Genomic DNA, 15,224 nt, shown 5'->3' on the forward strand with positions numbered 1-15,224 from the left:
TTTGTTACCCAGGAAGCTCTTGATTTCTACATCGTATAAATAACATATTTAAATGGTCTATTTAGTGCTTAAAATTAATGTTGTAAAATTATTTAATTATAATTAACTACTAAACAATACTTTACCCCAAATTTTTAAATAATTTTACCTAACTAAAAAAGGGTATTTTTCCCCTTGTGGTGTTTTTGGGTTTCAGATAATTTTGTTCCATCAACAAATAAAAAAACAGTAAACTAAACCATTAACCAATTAAATTTTAAATAATTATGAAAAATCCACCCGCAAAACCTAGTCAGTTAATAACTAAAGAATTTGCAAAGCAGTTAAATATTAATTACAACAATAAGAAAACTGCTTCTTTAACAGCAAAAGGAGCTAAAAAAGAAGATGCTAATGCTATTTGGTATTCATTAGAAGCATTAGAAAGCTATATTCATTACATTAAAACACATGGTGCAAAAGACGGATACAACGTAGATGGTATACGCTTTTACTTTGGTGTATATCCAGATGACGAAAAACACGGTGAAAAAGCCGGATTAACAACCCTATTCTTGGTCCCTACGGGAAAAAAAGTCGAAGACAATACCGCAAAAATTCAAAGTTTTGCTTTAGTTCAAGACGCAGCACCAGCTGATATACAAAGCCTTGAACCTATGAACTATGGAAACATCGGCAGACCGCCAAGCTTAATCTATTAATTAACTTATGTTTGAATTTTTAAGATCTTATATCATTTATTTAGCTTTATTATCAGGAAGCATCGGATTAATTTCAATGCATAAATTACCTGGTAAGAAAGCTAAATTTTTAGTAATTTTAATCTGGTTTTCTGCACTAATAGAATTTGTAGGATACTATTTTACGTATTGGACGGGCTTATTAAATTATTATGTCTATAATTTCTATATGTTCGTTAGTTTCTCAGCCTATATTTTATTACTGCGAAGTCTTCTGCTAAAAATAAATTACAGATTGACCGCAGTTTATTTTCTTATACTATTTATGCTTTCCTTCTTTTTAAACATCATGTATTTTAAAGAAGACCCTAATCGTTCTTTTACCTATAGTTTTGCGATTGGAGTAGTATTGGTATTAATATTATCATGTTTATATCTGGTAGAGATTTTTAATTCAGACAAAATTTTAAACTTTAAACGATCTGTTTTTTTCTGGTATATTTTAGGAATATTGGTTTTTCATGTCCCTTTTACGCCTTTTATGCTGGCTATAAACTGGTTTCTCATTAAACAAGATGATTCAGTGTTTAGTCTGGTATTATTTATTTTAAATATCCTGGCGCACAGTTGTTACATAATCGGATTTCTATGGAGCGAAAAGAAATACAATTATTAGTCATTTCATTAAGTATCGTTTTTTTAACCTTACTTGTTACTGTATTGGTTCTTTTCCTGTATTTTTTAAAGAAGAAAAACAACTACTTAGTCGAAAAAATGGAAGCTGAAATGTATTTCCAATCAGAACTTGTAAAAACCAGAATTGAAATAAAAGACCAGACCCTTTCTGAAATCAGCAAAGAACTTCATGACAACATTGGGCAGATTATTTCTGTTGGCATAATGCAGCTCAATATGTCTATCAGCAGCAAAAGCATTGAGGTAAAAGAATTAAAAGATCTTAAAGATGTTCTGGCAAAAGCATTAGACGAACTCCGAATTTTATCCCGCATTATTAATAAAGATAATCTACTGCAAAACAACTTCATAGAAGCCATAAAACAAGATTTAGAACGTGTAAAAAAACTGAAGAAAATTCATTATCGTTATACTTTAACGGGAGAAATTCCGAAAATTAATGAAGAACACGATTTATTCATTTACAGAATATTTCAGGAAGCTTTACACAACAGCCTAAAACACTCTCACAGCGATTTATACGAAGTAAATATTACAACAACCGAAACGCTTTTTCAATTAAAATTAAAGGATTTCGGAATTGGCTATGACATTAACAAAGCAAATTCCGGATTAGGATTAACCAACATGAAACTGAGAGCTAAACTTATTGGCGCTCAATTAATCATGGAATCAAAATGCATCAGGAACAACCGTAACCTTAGAATACCCTTTAACAACAACCAATGAAACCGAATACTAAAAGTAAAATTATTATAGTCGACGATCATCAGCTTTTTTCCCAGTCATTAGAACTTTTAATTAAAAGCTTTGGAGATTACGAAGTTATCGACCGATTTGAGAATGGAAAAGTCTTTATTTCCTATCTGCAGGAAAACCCGGAAACCAATATAGATTTAGTTTTGCTTGATGTAAATATGCCTGTTTTAGATGGCTTAAGCACTATGAAATGGATTAAGGAAAACAGACCTGATTTAAAAGTAATTGCTCTTTCTGTAAATGACGATGAGGAAATAATCATAAAAATGATTACAAATGGCGCAAAAGGTTATCTGCTGAAAGATACGTCACCAGATATTTTTAAAGATGCTATTGAATGTGTTATAGAAAAAGGATTTTATTACACCGAACTGGTTTCGGGAATTCTTATTAACAAGGTCAACAGTGATAATAAAAAAGTGAATTTAAAAGAAAAAGAACTGGTTTTTATAAAACATGCCTGCACCGAGATGACTTACAAAGAAATCGCTTCAGAAATGTGCCTGAGTCCTAAAACCATCGACGGTTACAGGGAATGTTTATTTGATAAATTAGAAATAAAAACCAGAATAGGTTTAGTACTGTATGCCGTTAAACACAAAATTGTATTTGTATAATTAATAAGTCAGCGCAGCAAAAACAGGATATTCTTTAATTTTTTTACGTCCGTTTAGAAAAGTTAACTCCATCAGGAAATTACATTGTACAATTTCTCCGCCTAGTTTTTCAACCAATTCACAAACGGCTTTTGCTGTTCCGCCGGTTGCCAGTACATCGTCATGAATTAAAACACGATCGCCTTTTTTTATGGCATCTATATGCATTTCGAGACTGTCTGTTCCGTATTCTAATTCGTATGAAGCTGAAATAATATCAAAAGGCAGTTTTTTAGGTTTTCTAACCGGAATAAATCCTGCTTTTAATTCTTGTGCCAATAACATTCCGAAGAAAAAGCCGCGGCTTTCTGCTCCTACTACCTTATCGATTTTCTGCCCTTTTAGAGAATTTACCAGAATTGACAAGCATTCCTGTCTGGCTTCGACGTTATTTAACAACGGAGTGATATCTTTAAATAAAATTCCTTCTTTTGGAAATCCCTGAATATCACGTATATAATTTTCAATCTTCATTTTTTTTTATTTTTATCTTATTTTATGTTTGTATATGTCACATTTATGTCTATCTTTGCACCCGCAATAAGCAATCAACAAAGCTACAAAAAAATAGCTAATTGATAACAAAAAGGCCTCGTGGCGCAACTGAATAGCGCATCTGATTACGGCTCAGAAGGTTACTGGTTTGAATCCAGTCGAGGTCACTACTCGGGACAAAAGAAAAATATCATCTTTTGTTCCGTTTTTTTTTGCCCGTAATCTATTGTTTACCAGATAGATGCACTTGAACATTTCGTTGACCCTAGCGGTTTGGATTTTATTGTTTTGAAATGTGAAATTTTCGGGAAAAATTAAACCGATTATCTCTCTGGAGTCGACTAAAGACCCGTCACCAAAGGCCTCGCCGAGCTTTATTAGGTTTTGCAGTCCTGTGTTCATTAAAGATTCAATATCGGCTCGGTCTTCATCCACATTTCCAATCTCATTTTCAAGCCTGCTGATCTCAGCATTGTATTCTGTCTTCATTAAATGATAGTCATCGGCATCTATCTTCTCGGTAACCAGCAGGTTTCTGGCAACAGCCAGTTTTTTTTCGTAAACCCCAATCTGTTCCAGGGATTTCTTTTTCTCATTTATAACCAATCCTGTATGTTCCCTGTATGCTTCAAGCAGAACTGCACTGTATAATTTTCTTACTTCGGCCAGAGGCTTGAACTTATTTAAATGCCCTTTAAATACACTATTGGCCATTTCGGAATTTACCCTCCACTTGCATACTTTATCGCAGTGGTAATAGAAGTAATCTCTGCTTCTGCCCCTGCACTTGCTGCCTCCCAATTTCTGTCCGCATTTAGGACAGACAAAAAATCCCCTGAGGGGAAAATTCTCAATTGTTTTGATTTTTGGCCTGTACGTCCTTGCTTTACTATTGAGTATATCCTGAACTTTATAGAACAGATCTTGGCTGATTATTGGATCATGCTGCCCCTTTACAAGCCTTTCCTCCTCATCTCGATACTTTGGAACTACTATCATTCCGCAGTATAATGGATTTCTTATAATCAGCCACATGTTGTTCTTAGAGATCCCCATGCCCTTTTCTTTGGCTGTCTGATATATTGATTCGGTACTGAAAATATTTTTTGCAATCTGTTCATATACCCAAACAACGTTTGCAGCCTTATCTGGCACAATTGCAATATACTTTTTTCCATCTTCGGTAACTTTGTTAGCATAGCCATACGGAGCCATTCCCATATGCCTGCCCTCTTTTTTGCCCCTTCTGAGGCCCTGAAACGTATTTAGCGCCCTGCGGTCATTTTCAACCTCAGGCGCAGCAAGATAAAATGCCAGCATCATCTTATTCTCCGGAACACTAAGATCCAGCGGCTGCTCAATTGCCTGCGGTTCGACTCCCAACGCCCTTAATTGATTTATCATCTGATAGGCATCGCCCGCGTTTCGGCTGAACCTATCCCATTTCATAAAAAGGACCAGGCTTATTTTATGTTTGCGTTTTTTTATGTCGGCAAGAAATTTTTTCCATTGCGGCCTGTTGAAAGTTTTTGCCGAATGATCTTCGTAAATCACATTGCGTATCTGAATTCTGTTGATGCCACAGTACTTTCTCAGCATCTCTTCCTGATTGCGCTGAGAGAAGCCTTTCTCAGCCTGCTCATCAGTGCTTACCCTGATATACAAATCTGCTATCTTGCTCATTCTGTTTTATTTAAATGTTTAACCACCGCGATATTAGCAATTTTTCTCAAGAAATACAAGATTTCTTCAGCCTGTTCAAAAGTCACCTCCAAGCCTTCAGTTTTAAGCATCTGCAGTGCTTTTTCAGTTGTAATTTTCGACTCATTGTAACCTGTCTCGTTTTCCATCTCATTATCCATTTTAGATTATAATTACACTAGATAGAAATTTATTTTAATTAAATGTCATGATGTATAAATCGGTTTTCACTGGCATAAAGTGGAAGCACATGTCTATCAATTAGAGATAGCTGATTTGTTATTTTTAAAGAGTATATTTACATTAGAATTCCGCCAATAATCAGCATTTTAATTAAAAAAATGAAATCGCTATGGTATTTACAGCAGTAAATTTAAAAAAGCATTTGGGCAAGACGCTGCCGCAGATTTTGTTTGCCGATTTAGATTATTTCATTTGGGCATACGAGAACAACGTTTTCAGAAATCCGCCTCTTAAGCTGGAAGCAGAGTACATATTTAAAAGGATTAAGAACATAAAAATTCCAAAAGAAAACCCAGAAGAATACGAAGTGGAATACCTGATCCATCAGCCTACCGGCAAATTCGGTCATTTTGAACTGGTGCCTAAAACTACACCCCTGCACAAGGGTGGAAGTCCCGCTTTCAGAACCGAAAATATAGATCTAACTGTTGCCAGATCTATTGCAGCTTACGACAAAAGCGGATGCCGTACCATGATAGAATACTTAAAAAAATATTATTTCGGCGATAGCAGCTATAAAATGGTTAAAAAAAGGTGTGAGGATTTTTTCAATAAGGATTCAAATTTCGTCTTATTATAATTTCACATAATTATGAAACCGAGTTTTAATTATTTTATCGGTAAAAGTACCGCAGCAATTTATAAACTCTGCATTGGAAAAGGCAACGCAAAGGAAAGATTGATTGAATCCGAGCTTGAGATAAGGTCCGCTTTGCGCGCTCCTGTTCCTGATGAATTAATGCCCTTGAAAAATAAGATAAAACACAATCTGCTTTACAGCGGACAAGGAGCATCAGGCGCTGCGAAGGGTTCAATAGCCAGATCCCTGCTTGGAAAGCGGAATTCAACAGCGTCCAAATTCATCGCAGACATAATTCGGCTCCATCTTGAAGTTGAAGCTTACATGAAATATTCCAGCCGGAACTAGCTGGCTTAAAAATCTATTATATCAGCAGATCTGCAAATAACCACCCCTGATAAAATATAAAACTTTATGGCAAAAGAACTCTCAAACAAGAATTCCAACGATATTTCCGTTACCGATCTTATCACATCAGCAACTGTCAGAATAGAAACTTTTGGCAAAAATGGCGGCACAGGTACCGGCTTCTTTTTTGATTTCGATCCGCAAACCCCAGAAACACTGGATAGCTTAGTGATTGTAACCAACTGTCATGTTGTAGATGGAGTCCAGAATGGCCAGTTTACCCTAACCAAGAAAGACCAAAATGGAGAACAGATTAACACTGAACATTTGACAATTTTCCTTGAAGACTTCCAATCGCACTGGATTAACCATCCCGACGACGAAGTCGACTTATGCATTCTGCCGATAAAATCAATTAAGCACTTAATCAAAGAAGATTTTTTTTACGGAGCGTTTGACTCCAGCCATATCCCCACTAAACAGGAAATTGAAAACTTATGTGCCATCGAAGAAATCATAATGGTCGGATATCCTGAAAACATTTGGGATGACCACAACAACAAACCCATTGTCAGAAAAGGAATTACTGCAACCAGCCCAAGACTGCCATATCTTGGCTACGATGAATTTTTAATTGATGCGGCGTGTTTTCCCGGCTCAAGCGGATCGCCGATCATTATTTACAATATCGGCCAATATATGGATCGAAATGAAAACCATTATTTTGTCAAATATCGGATAATCCTGCTTGGTATTTTATACGAGGGACCGCAATACACCGCTGAAGGAGAAATAGAAAGAGTGCCAATCAAAAAGAAAAAGATTGTAAAGACGCAATTGCCAATTAACCTTGGAGCGGCTATAAACGGCAGCAAGATCCTGGATTTTGCCGAGCGTTTACAGTAAAGATAATCGTCTTGCACAGATTTAGATTTTGAAAAATCTTAAACCTGTTTCATTTACCTAAGCTTCTCCTAAAATTTCAGAAAGCAGAACCTTTCTAAATCCTTCCGGCGCCGCTTCTGACGCTAAAGCAAGTTTTACAGCAGTAAGGCCTTCGACAGTCTGCTGAACCGCTAAATTGCTCCAGTCGAAATCAAAAATCTCCTGAAAATATTGCGCCACTGGCCTGTCTCTTATCAATAAGCTGGCGTCCCTGTTGTACATGGCTCCCGTCGTGGTTAAATTATGGCTTCCGAATAAAACCTGAGCATTGGCTTGGTCTGAAGAATCAACAATTATTGCTTTGGTATGGCATCGGCACTGTACTTTTATATTATCAGTATTAAAGCCAAATTTTTTAAGCCTTGTGAGTGTTTTAACCAAACCAGCCTGCCCTTTAGCCCCAAATTCACGCGGATCCCTGAAAATTATCCTCACCGCCACGCCATTGCTCTGCTTTTCGACAACCGCCCTGTAAAAGCTTTCATAAACAGGATCGTTGTTCTCCAATAATGAAAAAGACTGGTTTTCAATGTCAATGCTAACCTTTGCACTTTTAACCATTTCTGTCGCATGATAAAGGAACATACGCTGGCCCTCAGAATTTTTATCCGGAGTCAGCAGAGGCTGCACATCAAGTATGCGCTTAACTGTCAACGGCTTAAAATATCTTACTATCGGAGGTACTGGAGGACAGATCCCCTTAGAGATAAAGACATAGGAATTTGCGAGCTTTTCTTTAACATCGAAAGGCACACGCAGCGCTTCCTGATAATCCCAATCTATGTACTTTCTGAAAATGGTAGCCAACGTCGCATTTTTTATTACCACATTCCACTCCCGGTTATGTTTCGCAAGCGGTCCGGGAATAGCCTGGCCCTTGCCTGCCGGATCAATATCGGCTTGGTTCGAATTCTTCCAATTTCCGCTGCTCAGCCAGAACTCCTCATCATCTCGCGCTGCTACTTTTATATGATAGTCGCTCGCAATTAATTTGCCGCTTCCTACAGATGACCAGACATGCTCAAATTTACTCCCTAGACGGCTCTTCATATTATTCACCGCTCTATCAGTGCCATCGTTTTGGGTAACCATTCTAAGGCTCCCGTTGCAGTTTTGCACAGCCTCAAAAATTGCCGAACTAATGTGCTCAGCCTCCCACTCGTACATGGTTGCAGTAAGCCTGCTGCTTACTCTTTTAAGAAAATCCTTCAGATTTGGCCATCCCGAATCAGGGCTAACATGAAAAACCGCTTCCATATACTCAACTACACGGGGCAGCCCAATATTTGCAGGCTCACGATAATTGCCTGGCTTTGGCGCAGCCCAAAAGCTTACATCCACCCCCAAATATTCAAGCTGCTGTTCGAATCCCGCAGCCACCACATCGATTCCGTATCCCATGAACTCTGCAGGCAGAGGTTTCACCGCCAGTTCAAGCAGCGTCTTTTCATTAATTTTTTCCGCAACTTGCACAGAGATGACCTCTTCGTCCGTAATCCATCCATTTTTAAATCTAAAGCCCTGCTCAATATTTAGGACGCCAGGAATACCATAAAGTTCCTGCTTAGCCATCTCAACAGCTTCCGCCAGTTCCATTTTATAATTTTCTCCCATAACAAATCATATTAAATGACACTTAATATTTATGTTCCAACCAATATTCATCTTAGTTTAATTCAGGTATCGAATCTTATACAATTCAAATCTGCGCCCAATTATTCATAATTCTAAATCTAGAAAAATGTCAAACGCAAAACACACAATAAATATAGAAAAAACATCAAACAGACAACAGGTACAAATACCTGTTTTCCAATAATATATACCAATTTATCTAATTCAGAATTTCAGATTGCATCCTATTCCCGCTCTAATATCCTAGTCACATGGCTTCCCGTTATTTTTTTGCCAACAGCCTGTATGCTTCTGTCTTATTTCAGGAGCAAAGGTATCTCCGTGTTCTTAACCCAGAAGCAAGGCCATGTCCTGCGGATTTGATATAAAATCTCCACCCATACGGGTCGTATTTTCCATCAAAGCCTTGCTTCTGCTAAACACTAACCTTTTTATGCTCATGAAACAAAACATAGCATACACCGGCTCTTTAAACGAATAAAAAAAATGTCAGCAATGAGAAATAAAATATTGGAAGCGGAAAATGAAACAAAACAGCTCCACCTCGTCATTGCCGAATAAATAAAATTTCAAAAAAAATTAATCCTTAAAAATCAGAAATCATGAACATCATCGGAAGAGTAACAAAAGACGCAGAGGTACGCACCTTGTCAGGAAACAGACAGGTCGTGAATTTTTCAATAGCGACAAACGATAGCTACAGAAGCAAGGAGGGCGAGCGAGTGGAACAGACCACTTACTTCGACTGCGCCTACTGGATTAGCCCGAAAGTAGCGGAAATACTGAGAAAGGGAACTCTTGTGGAACTGTCAGGCAGGGTAAGCGCAAGAGCATGGAAAGGAAGCGACGGGGAACTGCATGCGGGACTGAACTTCAATACCTCGCAGATTAAGCTGCACGGAGGCGTAAAAAAGGAACAGGGCGAAGTTACGGCAACACAGAACAAAAGCAGCAGACCTGCTGTGCAGGAACCTGAGGAAGACCTGCCGTTTTAAGGCTCACATAGGAATTAATATCAAGTTTCAACTTTAAAACAATTATCATGGCACACAATATCAATTACAACAGCAGCACAGGAAATTATTCATTTTTCAGCGTAAAGCAGAAAGCATGGCACAATCTCGGAAAAACGGTGCAGGACTATCCGACAAGCGCAGAAGCCATCAGGCACGCCCAATTGGATTACGAGGTCGCCAAAACGCCTTTATACACCAAAGCCTTGGCAAAGGAGGAAATGCAGGACGGTACTGTGACGGCAGGCGCAGAACTGCACGTTCCCGATTATTTCTCGACCATCCGCACCGACAGCAATACGGTTTTGGGCGTAGTGGGGAAAGACTACCATATAGTACAGAACCGTGAGGCGTTCAGCTTTTTTGACGCCATAGTCGGCGGCGGCGAAGGCATCCTGTATGAAACCGCAGGGGCGTTAGGGAACGGGGAACGCATCTTCATTACAGCCAAGCTTCCCGACTACATCAGGGTCGGCAGCGGGGATGATGTGACTGAAAAATATATTTTCCTGACCACCTCCCACGATGGAAGCGGAAGCATTACAGCAGCCTTCACTCCCATCCGAATCGTATGCCAAAACACACTTAACGCCTCGCTCCGCAGCATGAGCAACGTGGTGCGCATCCGACACACTTCGGGAGCAAAACAGCGCCTTGATGATGCGCACAAGGTCATGGGACTGGCAAACACGCTCAGCAGTCAGCTGGAGGACATCTTCAACCATTGGGCTAAAGTAAAAGTTACGGATACAGAGGTCAAAAAGTTGATTCAGCTGGCATTATGCCCGAACAGGGAAACTCTGGAAATGCTTAAAACTGGCGCAGATGATGCAGTGTCCGCCATTTTCAGAAACACCGTGGAAGATGCTTTTGCCTATGCCATGGCAAGCGACACCCAACAGATGGAAACCACAAAAGGAACGCTTTATGGCGCATACAATGCCGTGACAGGATATTATCAGAACGTGCGCACCTACAAGGACGATGAAGCAAAACTGCAGTCCATCGTGATGGGAGGAACGGCACAGCTGAAATCGCAGAAAGCCTTCGAACTCTGCACCTCTTTTGCCGTGGACGGCAATAAGGCGCTGATGCTGAATTAAAAAAAGACGGGCGGCTGCCTTCAAAGCGGCCGTCTTACAGCTTCTCAGTATGTGAAGCCGATAAAAAACAGACATTAAAATCTACAGCTATGAACAGCAATTTTTTCAATCAGATAAGACAGATGGACATTTCAGGGGATCTGCACCTGACCATCGCAAAATCGACCGAAGGCATCCTTGTCGTATCGGTCATGCTTAAAAACGAAGCCTGCGGGGACAATGCCAAAAACATCATACCCCCGCTCAACCTGAGAGGAACAGCAGAGGAACTCGACAGCGGTTTCTTTCACACCATTACCGCCCCGATGCAGAGCGCATCGGGACTGATGGCAGACATGGAATCTTTCATGAAACAGCTGGAACAGGTGAAAATGCAGTCGGCAAAGGAGAAACAGAAAGCCGATGCGCAGAAAAAGCAGCACGAAGCCAAAGACAAAAGATTCAGCGATGCCATGACAAAGGCTGAAGAACTGGAAAACAGGGCAGATTCCGTGAGGCTTGGATGAAAGTTCCCGAAGCGGCGGAATTTCCCGACAGAGCCGACGAAATACGCAGAAAGAGAACATCCCTGTCGGACAGGTTCTCCGCTCCGAGCCTTTTCGGTTCAGAACAGGAAAAGCCCGAACCGCCCAAAGAGGCGCTCTATCCCGAACATGCAGAGATTCAGCCCGATGAGGAAATGTCCTTTGAGGAGCAGGAATATGAAGAGGAAGAAGAAGACCAAGAGGAATATGAATATTAAAATGCAGCGATATGTTACTAGCAACACACCTACAGCGGGTTTTCATAATCATTGAAAAGGGTCAGCAGATAAGGCTGAGCGACCCCGAACCTAGATGGAGCGTCGAGGCGGTGCTGAATTTCTACGCCCCGACATACCCTATCCTGACGACCTCCAAAATTTCAGCGCCAGTCATCAGGGACGATGCGGTGGAATACAGATTCGAAACCGTAATGGGAACAAAAGGATAACCTAATTTAAAGGCAATGAACCATGCAGAAAAAAAACGATAGCAGGCACAATAAGCCTGCCGCGGCAGAAAAGACAAAGACAGCTGCACGACCAGCTGGGAAATTTCATGGCTTGGATGCACAGACCCAAAGACGCGGGGGAAATTCAGAAAGACAGAGCAAAATCAGTCCCTGTCGGAATGCTTCCGATAATTTTCTGAGAATATCATTCCTGCCCAAACTGGAGCAGTGCAAAACCGTACAGCCCCGTAGGGAACACAAAAGAATGCAGCCGCAGTTCTACAAATCCCTTTCGCATCTGACAGCGCATTACGGCATCACCCCCATGCAGACCGACTGCTTTGAATATCCGTACAATTTAGCGCTGTCGCTGTGGGATGCGGAGCGGATGCTGAAAAAACAGTACGCGGACTGCCCCGAAATCAGTCTGATACAGGACGGTGCTGAAACCTATCTTGAAAGCGAGGAAACCTGCGATACAGGGACGACCCTGTATTACATACCCGTCGAACCGCTGTATTGGATGAGCCACGATGCGTGGTACAAAAGAAATGCCAAACTGCTTTTAAGCCTCTTTTCCTATCTGTACCATATTGCGGAAGTCCCCTACTACAGACAGCAGGACAGCTACCTGTACTGGATGTATGAAATGCACAGGGAATGGACGGAGCAGGACGACGAAGGCGAACAGAGAGAACGCTTTTTGCATGAGTTCGACAGGGCGGAGATTATAGGGGACTTTATCGAAAAAAAAATATACAATCCAATCAGCCTGAGGCTATTTGGACAGCGCCTGCGCAGCTTCAAATGCCGTGATGCATTCGACTGGGAATGCCTGTCGGTTGCCCAAAAAGCGCATAGGCTTTACAGCGACTATCCCAACGAGGGAATCTTTAGAAATGCCCCCGCCTGCAACGGGGACGTGAATGACGAAGAGGACACCGAAAGCATCCCAATGCACAAATACATTTCCTTTATTTCGCATACCAAAGGATGGCTCTATGAAACCCTTGAGCAGAGCATCAACAATGAATTCAACGAATACAGCCAGATGCACGAGCCGACCATCTCGAAAAGATTCGACATTGGCACGCGGAAGCACCAAAGCCTGGATTTCGAGCGCAGGTTCTTTTCCCTCTTGGATGACCTGTGCGGACTGCTGTACAACTACAAATCAAACGACGATGAATAATAGAAACTATATTTCCGAACAGCTGGGCGTCCTTTACCATCCCACCTCCGCACTTGTGTTCTATCAGAGCCAGTCTGCGGACAGGTCGGTGTATGTCGAGCATTTCGATATGGACGGGGACGGAATGCCTGTCAACGCACACCCGCTTACCGAGCGTGAGGCGCAGGCGCTTGCAAAGGCTTTAATGACCGAAAAGCAGAAGCAGACCGCCTTTCTGAAATCCGAAGGCATCCTGCCCGCAAACATACTGCATATCATGCCAAGCCCTGACAGGGGCGCTGTGCTTTGGTATACCAAACCCCAAGAGAGAACCCTGCATTTCATAGAAAGCCTTGAAATTGCGGACGGCAAGGCGCACATGCCTGCCATGATATGGCAGGCGACAAGAAACAGCCTCAGGGTATTTGCCATTGCCGGCAATAGAAGACCTACCGAAAAGACAGCCCTCTGCCATGCACCTCTTTTGAACATCTACGAGGACGGCAGGGTATGCATGGGGTCGGTCAGCATCAGCATCAAAAACTCCGCCTCGCTTGAAGAATTTACAGGGGCGTGGGAGGATTATTTCTTCAACAGCTACTTCAGCCACCTCATAGGCAAAAATAGTCCCGTAAAAGGATGCTGCATAAGCCTGTGGAAAGACCTGATTGCATCAGGAAGACCTTTCCCTGCCGAAGTATTGAAAAAAAACAGCAGAACACTTAAAAGCCTACTGCCATGAAAACAGAAAAGACCAAAATGCATTTTGCCGACACCTATCTCATCAGCCCCACAAACCCGCTTACAGTAAACCTTATAGGCGCTGGCGGTACAGGCTCGAAAGTGCTGACCGCCCTCATGGAAATGAACTTCAGCCTGATAGCGCTCGGTCATGCAGGGCTTTGTGTCCGCCTTTGGGATGACGACCTGATAAGCGACGCCAATCTCGGAAGACAGCGTTTTGCGCCCTGCGAAACAGGACTGCACAAATCCGTTGCCCTTATCAACCGTGCCAACCGCTTCATGGGTACGGACTGGAAAGCCGAAAGCGTAAAATTTGAAAAGGATGCACTCGGCAGACTGCCCAAAAATGCGCAGGCAAATTTGTACATCACCTGCACCGACAGCGTGCAGTCCCGCTTCAAGGTTGCGGAAATCCTCGCCTCGCTTCAACGAAACATTCCGCAGAGGGACACTCCAAAATATTGGATGGATTTCGGCAACAGCCAGCATGCGGGGCAGGTCTTACTGTCCACCATTTCTGAAATCAGACAGCCCGATTCCCAAATCTATCAGACTGTCCCTGTCCTGCCCTTTGTCACCGACGAATTCGGGGAACTGCTCCAAGAGTCCGAAACTCTTGACGGCACACCGAGCTGTTCGCTTGCCGAAAGCCTTGAGAAGCAGGATCTGTTCATCAACTCGGCTCTTGCGCAGTTGGGATGCTCCCTCCTTTGGAATCTGTTCCGTTTCGGGATGACTGAAAACAGGGGATTCTTCCTAAACCTCAAAAACTTCCAGTCCAATCGCCTCAAAGTGGGATGACCCGCAGATGCGGGCGGCAAAAATGGCTCCCTTCCTCCGGTCGGGTGCCTTTTTGCGTTTTGGCGGTGCATCCCTAATGCCAAAAGGCACAGAGCGCCGTTTTACCATAAGCGATGCGGGAAGCTTTCATAAGGGATTCCATATCCCTTGAGCTTTCCTGCGGGCTTCTTTTCTTTCCGCTCCGGCGTCCAAAGAAAAGATTCTGTGTTATAATTCAAGTTTTTTATCAGTTTTATTTGAAATTGAAAAGGTCTTTTCTAAATCTCTTAAATAAAAAAAGGAAATATTTTTGTTTTTAAATACATTATCGTAATATTGCGATGTATTATTACAGACAAGATGGGCGTAACAAAAACAGAAATATTTACAGAACAGCAAAATAGTTTAGCAACCACTTTAAAGGCACTGGCTCATCCTGCCCGAATTGCTATCCTGCAGTACATCATTAAACAGAACGCTTGCATTTGTAATGACTTAGTGGAAGAATTGGGATTGGCACAGGCTACGATTTCACAACATTTAAAAGAACTTAAAAATATTGGTATCATCAAAGGAAGCATCGAGGGAACCAGTGTATGTTACTGCATTGATGAAAATGTTTGGCAGCAGATAAAAAATGAACTCAATATGTTCTTTGTAGATAATGTAGGGGTTTATAAATGCTGTTAAGCATTTTTTTTAA

The 15,224-nt window shown here is 41.5% G+C and carries 17 protein-coding genes, 1 tRNA gene and 1 pseudogene; 15 read left to right on the forward strand and 4 right to left on the reverse strand.

The genetic code is table 11. The features are described 5' to 3' along the window. Nucleotides 1-266 precede the first annotated feature (266 nt). From FJOH_RS15395 to FJOH_RS15410, 3 genes are all read left to right on the forward strand, one after another. Complete coding sequence (locus FJOH_RS15395) at nt 267-701, forward strand: hypothetical protein (RefSeq protein WP_012025029.1); 435 nt, start codon at nt 267-269, stop codon at nt 699-701. 627 nt (nt 702-1,328) lie between these two features. Continuing rightward, a complete protein-coding gene (locus FJOH_RS15405) occupies nt 1,329-2,105 on the forward strand; it encodes a sensor histidine kinase (RefSeq protein ID WP_012025031.1) in 777 nt (258 codons plus the stop codon). Then, on the forward strand, nt 2,102-2,752 hold the full coding sequence (locus tag FJOH_RS15410) for a response regulator transcription factor (RefSeq protein ID WP_012025032.1): 651 nt from the start codon (nt 2,102-2,104) through the stop codon (nt 2,750-2,752). Before FJOH_RS15405 ends, FJOH_RS15410 begins: the two co-directional genes overlap by 4 nt. Here the strand turns inward: FJOH_RS15410 and FJOH_RS15415 are convergent, their stop codons facing one another. Next, nucleotides 2,753-3,265 (reverse strand): adenine phosphoribosyltransferase, encoded by a 513-nt coding sequence (locus tag FJOH_RS15415; RefSeq protein WP_012025033.1) that lies wholly within the window; start codon nt 3,263-3,265, stop codon nt 2,753-2,755. It abuts the gene before it with no gap. A gap of 114 nt (nt 3,266-3,379) precedes the next feature. On the opposite strand from FJOH_RS15415, the gene FJOH_RS15420 reads away from it, so the two are divergent. Continuing rightward, a tRNA-Arg gene (locus tag FJOH_RS15420) sits at nt 3,380-3,453 on the forward strand. On the opposite strand, the gene FJOH_RS26575 is transcribed toward FJOH_RS15420, so the two are convergent. Both FJOH_RS26575 and FJOH_RS27000 read right to left on the reverse strand, forming a co-directional pair. Continuing rightward, on the reverse strand, nt 3,419-4,969 hold the full coding sequence (locus FJOH_RS26575; RefSeq protein ID WP_012025034.1) for a recombinase family protein: 1,551 nt from the start codon (nt 4,967-4,969) through the stop codon (nt 3,419-3,421). The genes FJOH_RS15420 and FJOH_RS26575 overlap by 35 nt on opposite strands. Continuing rightward, nucleotides 4,966-5,136, reverse strand: coding sequence for a hypothetical protein (locus tag FJOH_RS27000; RefSeq protein WP_157498535.1), 171 nt, complete (start codon nt 5,134-5,136; stop codon nt 4,966-4,968). Before FJOH_RS27000 ends, FJOH_RS26575 begins: the two co-directional genes overlap by 4 nt. 203 nt (nt 5,137-5,339) lie before the next feature. Between FJOH_RS27000 and FJOH_RS15435 the strand changes: the two genes are divergently transcribed. The 3 genes from FJOH_RS15435 to FJOH_RS15445 all read left to right on the forward strand — a co-directional run bounded on the left by FJOH_RS15435 (nt 5,340) and on the right by FJOH_RS15445 (nt 7,064). Then, nucleotides 5,340-5,810 carry a hypothetical protein gene (locus FJOH_RS15435; protein WP_008463874.1) on the forward strand — a complete coding sequence of 157 codons (471 nt, stop codon included), beginning with the start codon at nt 5,340-5,342 and terminating at the stop codon, nt 5,808-5,810. A 12-nt stretch (nt 5,811-5,822) separates the two neighbouring features. Further along, nucleotides 5,823-6,158, forward strand: a complete 336-nt coding sequence (locus FJOH_RS15440; protein ID WP_008463873.1) for a hypothetical protein — start codon at nt 5,823-5,825, stop codon at nt 6,156-6,158. 66 nt (nt 6,159-6,224) lie between these two features. After that, a complete protein-coding gene (locus FJOH_RS15445; RefSeq protein ID WP_008463872.1) occupies nt 6,225-7,064 on the forward strand; it encodes a S1 family peptidase in 840 nt (279 codons plus the stop codon). Nucleotides 7,065-7,121: 57 nt separating this feature from the next. On the opposite strand, the gene FJOH_RS15450 is transcribed toward FJOH_RS15445, so the two are convergent. Then, entirely contained in the window at nt 7,122-8,717 is a 1,596-nt protein-coding gene (locus FJOH_RS15450; protein WP_008463871.1) for a phospholipase D-like domain-containing protein, read from the reverse strand. A 623-nt stretch (nt 8,718-9,340) separates the two neighbouring features. On the opposite strand from FJOH_RS15450, the gene FJOH_RS15455 reads away from it, so the two are divergent. From FJOH_RS15455 to FJOH_RS15490, 8 genes and pseudogenes are all read left to right on the forward strand, one after another. Next, nucleotides 9,341-9,733 carry a single-stranded DNA-binding protein gene (locus FJOH_RS15455; RefSeq protein ID WP_008463870.1) on the forward strand — a complete coding sequence of 131 codons (393 nt, stop codon included), beginning with the start codon at nt 9,341-9,343 and terminating at the stop codon, nt 9,731-9,733. 47 nt (nt 9,734-9,780) lie between these two features. Continuing rightward, nucleotides 9,781-10,854: a DUF932 domain-containing protein gene (locus FJOH_RS15460; RefSeq protein WP_008463869.1), complete on the forward strand. Its 1,074-nt coding sequence runs from the start codon at nt 9,781-9,783 to the stop codon at nt 10,852-10,854. A 122-nt stretch (nt 10,855-10,976) separates the two neighbouring features. Then, nucleotides 10,977-11,596, forward strand: a pseudogene (locus FJOH_RS26580) (PRTRC system protein E). Nucleotides 11,597-11,607: 11 nt separating this feature from the next. Then, a complete protein-coding gene (locus FJOH_RS26585) occupies nt 11,608-11,826 on the forward strand; it encodes a PRTRC system protein C (RefSeq protein ID WP_008463865.1) in 219 nt (72 codons plus the stop codon). Between the two features lie 22 nt (nt 11,827-11,848). Further along, entirely contained in the window at nt 11,849-13,018 is a 1,170-nt protein-coding gene (locus FJOH_RS15475; protein ID WP_008463863.1) for a hypothetical protein, read from the forward strand. Then, a complete protein-coding gene (locus FJOH_RS15480) occupies nt 13,011-13,739 on the forward strand; it encodes a PRTRC system protein B (RefSeq protein WP_008463861.1) in 729 nt (242 codons plus the stop codon). The genes FJOH_RS15475 and FJOH_RS15480 overlap by 8 nt, the downstream gene beginning before the upstream one ends. Continuing rightward, nucleotides 13,736-14,542, forward strand: a complete 807-nt coding sequence (locus FJOH_RS15485) for a PRTRC system ThiF family protein (RefSeq protein ID WP_008463859.1) — start codon at nt 13,736-13,738, stop codon at nt 14,540-14,542. Before FJOH_RS15480 ends, FJOH_RS15485 begins: the two co-directional genes overlap by 4 nt. A gap of 339 nt (nt 14,543-14,881) precedes the next feature. After that, nucleotides 14,882-15,211, forward strand: a complete 330-nt coding sequence (locus tag FJOH_RS15490; RefSeq protein WP_008463857.1) for an ArsR/SmtB family transcription factor — start codon at nt 14,882-14,884, stop codon at nt 15,209-15,211. Nucleotides 15,212-15,224 lie beyond the last annotated feature (13 nt).

Source organism: Flavobacterium johnsoniae UW101 (assembly GCF_000016645.1).
Lineage (GTDB): Bacteria > Bacteroidota > Bacteroidia > Flavobacteriales > Flavobacteriaceae > Flavobacterium > Flavobacterium johnsoniae.